This is a genomic window from Ensifer sp. SSB1, from assembly GCF_016652895.1.
Classification (GTDB): domain Bacteria; phylum Pseudomonadota; class Alphaproteobacteria; order Rhizobiales; family Rhizobiaceae; genus Ensifer.
In genome coordinates this window covers 24,473-27,193 of the sequence record NZ_JAEPRP010000099.1, presented here as the reverse complement: position 1 = coordinate 27,193, position 2,721 = coordinate 24,473, and the positions used below count along the sequence as shown (strand labels likewise).

The window sequence follows — 2,721 nt, the reverse complement described above, 5'->3', positions numbered from 1 at the left end:
AACTGAAGCTAAATTGCGTTCCGCTTCTCCAACATAGATAGAGCGAGGCTCTATATGAGGATCTATAATTGAGTGGACGTTTCCTTCTTGCAGGGCATTCTCACGTCATGGCGCTTGGGGTGCAGAATTCGGCGCCAGATGAACCGATCGCCGCTTTCCCGATCGATATCACAGGTGGGAGAGTCTTGGGCTTGGCAGGCCCGTCCCCACGGAGCCAAGCCTATTGGGACGCTGTGGTGCAACAGGCCGAAGATACCACAGTACTGCTTGTTTGGAACGGCAATCAGCATCTATCTAAGTTTTTGTTTGCGACCGAAAAACCGTTTGATTTTTACGTGGCAGGCTATCCAGAACTGGCTATCTATCCAGTTGACCTCATCCCCGAAACGCAGGTTCGCGACTACCTCGCCCGAGGGAACGGTGGTCTTAAACCATTGCTGAATCGCTTGGCTAACGTTCCTGGTTGTGAAGCAATAGTGCTCGGCACACCTCCTCCCAAGGGAAATGATGCCCTTGTCAGAACTTTCGTTTCGAGAGAAATGCACTTCGTACAGATTGCGAGGAAAATGGGAGTTTCGGTTGAGACTATTCCCTTCACCGACAGATTGATTCGCTGGAAGTTGTGGCTCGTTATTCAAGATCTTCTTAAGGAAACGGCCGAAGCGCAAGGCTGCCGGTTCTTGCCTGTGCCAGAGACCGTCATGGATTCAGAAGGATTCTTGAAAGAAGAGCTTTGGCGAGAGGACGCTACGCACGCCAACCTCGAATATGGTCGGGTGTTCTGGGACTCCACGTTGTCGAAAGTAGGTGCATCGTGACAGAACTGAGCAAACATCCATATAAGCTGGCACCGTCGCGGGCTTTCTGGTCGCGCGCCGTTTCAAATGCCTTCGATACTACCGATTTAATCAGCCACGATGGCGTTCTCATTCGCAAGACCGACAAGGTGGTTTCGGCAGGAAGCTGCTTTGCTTCGAATCTCGTCCCCTATCTAGACAAGTCAGGTCTGAGTTATCATCGCACCGAAATAGTTCATCCGGCCTTTGCGGAGTTTGCAGACGACAACTTTGGCTATGCCAAATTCAGCGCCTCGTACGGTAACATCTATACCGTCCGACAGCTCCTACAGTTGCTTCGTCGATGCCGGGGCCAGTTCTCTCCCCAAGAGGGTTTTTGGGTCGAGGATGGAATGTATGTCGACCCATTTAGACCAGGACTCAAGTTCAAAGCGCGGTCAGAACAAGAATTTTGGGCGCTGACCCATCAGCACTTGGGCAAAACGCTTGTCGCCTTCGAGGAAGCTACAGTATTTGTCCTCACTCTTGGACTCACTGAGGCGTGGCTTTCCATCAGCGACGGTGCGGTATTCCCGGCGTGCCCCGGCGCAATAGCGGGGAAATTTGACGAAACGCGCCACAGGTATCACAACTTTTCGGTCGCTGAAGTAGAAGCGGATCTTTTGACATTCATATCCGAGATGAGGGAGATTAACCCTCACGTGAAGTTCATCACGACTGTTTCACCGGTGCCATTGGTGGCGACGGCGGGCGGTCAGCACGTCCTCTGCGCGTCCACCTACAGCAAATCAGTGCTTAGGGTTGCCGCAGAAACTGCGGCGGCGAAACTTGATAATGTCGTTTATTTTCCGGCCTTCGAAATAGTTACAGGCCCACAAGCACCCGACAAGTTCTTCGAGGCTGACAAGCGAAATGTCACTGCCGCGGCGGTAGATTCTGTCATGTGCGCTCTTCTTGCTCACTGCGAGGTCGAGGGTGCGATGACTCCGTCAACCACCATCCCCGTCAAGGAAAGTTTGGCAACGCTCTTGGTGGATTCCGAATGCGAAGAGGTTATGAGCGAGCGGTGAGCCTATTCGCGATCCTGGACTGGAGTCCAGGATCGCCTGAAGCGGGCTGCGTTAGCGGAGCTGGGCTGGCCGGCCGGCCGTCAATACGTACTGCCCGATTGTTACCGCCTGCCGGATAGAGCCTTAATGTAAGCGGTTAGCTGACGGCGTCTGACCTGAAGTTCCAGGGCATGAGGGCTTCGATTTCGGATGCTGGCCAGCCTTGAGCAATGCGGGTCAAGGTCTGGGAGAGCCAGTCGAGGGGATCGACGTTGTTCATCTTGGCGGTTTATGCCGACCGTCGAACTATGCCGATTAAGCAAGTTTTTGCCAACGTTTTCTGTAGCATAGCGGTAGCCTAATCGGCATAGCGTAGGGTCTCTCCGTCGCAATTGACGCGAAGGAGAGGACGCATGAACGCAAGTGACTATTTGAAGCGCAGCGCCCTGTATCGGAAGCTGGTCTACGGTCCGTATCGGGAGTTTGCGCGCGTTTACGCCGCCAAAATGTCGAACGAAGGCTTGGGTCGGCAATGCACGTGGCGCTCGCTGAGCCTGTTTCGAGACCTGATGGAATGGCGGCGTCGGTGGGGAGATCAACAGAAGCTCGACATTGTCATGTCGGTTGGAGCCTCCGCAAAACCCGGCGCGGTTCAACCCATGGATGGCTCTCGCGAACCTCGCGAACACGACTTTCGGCATCCACACCATGGCGAAGTCTGGAGCGGAGCTGTCCACCGTCCTTCACATCAGGCTATAAAGGCTTGTCCGTTCACGCTCGCCCTAAATACTTTCATTCGACTCCTCAAGAAAGCCACCGTCCGCGTTACGCCATAATCTATCTACGTCCGTGGTAACTAGGAAATCGGATAGTCC

General features: G+C 53.9%; 3 protein-coding genes and 1 pseudogene. 3 read left to right on the top strand and 1 reads right to left on the bottom strand.

The genetic code is table 11. The features are described from left to right. The first annotated feature begins 68 nt into the window (after positions 1-68). Positions 69-818, top strand: a complete 750-nt coding sequence (locus tag I8N66_RS22805) for a hypothetical protein (RefSeq protein ID WP_291158177.1) — start codon at positions 69-71, stop codon at positions 816-818. Then, positions 815-1,867 carry a GSCFA domain-containing protein gene (locus I8N66_RS22800; protein ID WP_291158174.1) on the top strand — a complete coding sequence of 351 codons (1,053 nt, stop codon included), beginning with the start codon at positions 815-817 and terminating at the stop codon, positions 1,865-1,867. Before I8N66_RS22805 ends, I8N66_RS22800 begins: the two co-directional genes overlap by 4 nt. Before the next feature lie 136 nt (positions 1,868-2,003). Here I8N66_RS22800 and I8N66_RS22795 read toward each other — a convergent pair. After that, positions 2,004-2,135: pseudogene (locus I8N66_RS22795) on the bottom strand (transposase domain-containing protein); the annotation flags it as partial. 124 nt (positions 2,136-2,259) lie between these two features. Between I8N66_RS22795 and I8N66_RS22790 the strand changes: the two are divergent. Continuing rightward, positions 2,260-2,682, top strand: a complete 423-nt coding sequence (locus I8N66_RS22790; protein WP_291158171.1) for a hypothetical protein — start codon at positions 2,260-2,262, stop codon at positions 2,680-2,682. Positions 2,683-2,721 lie beyond the last annotated feature (39 nt).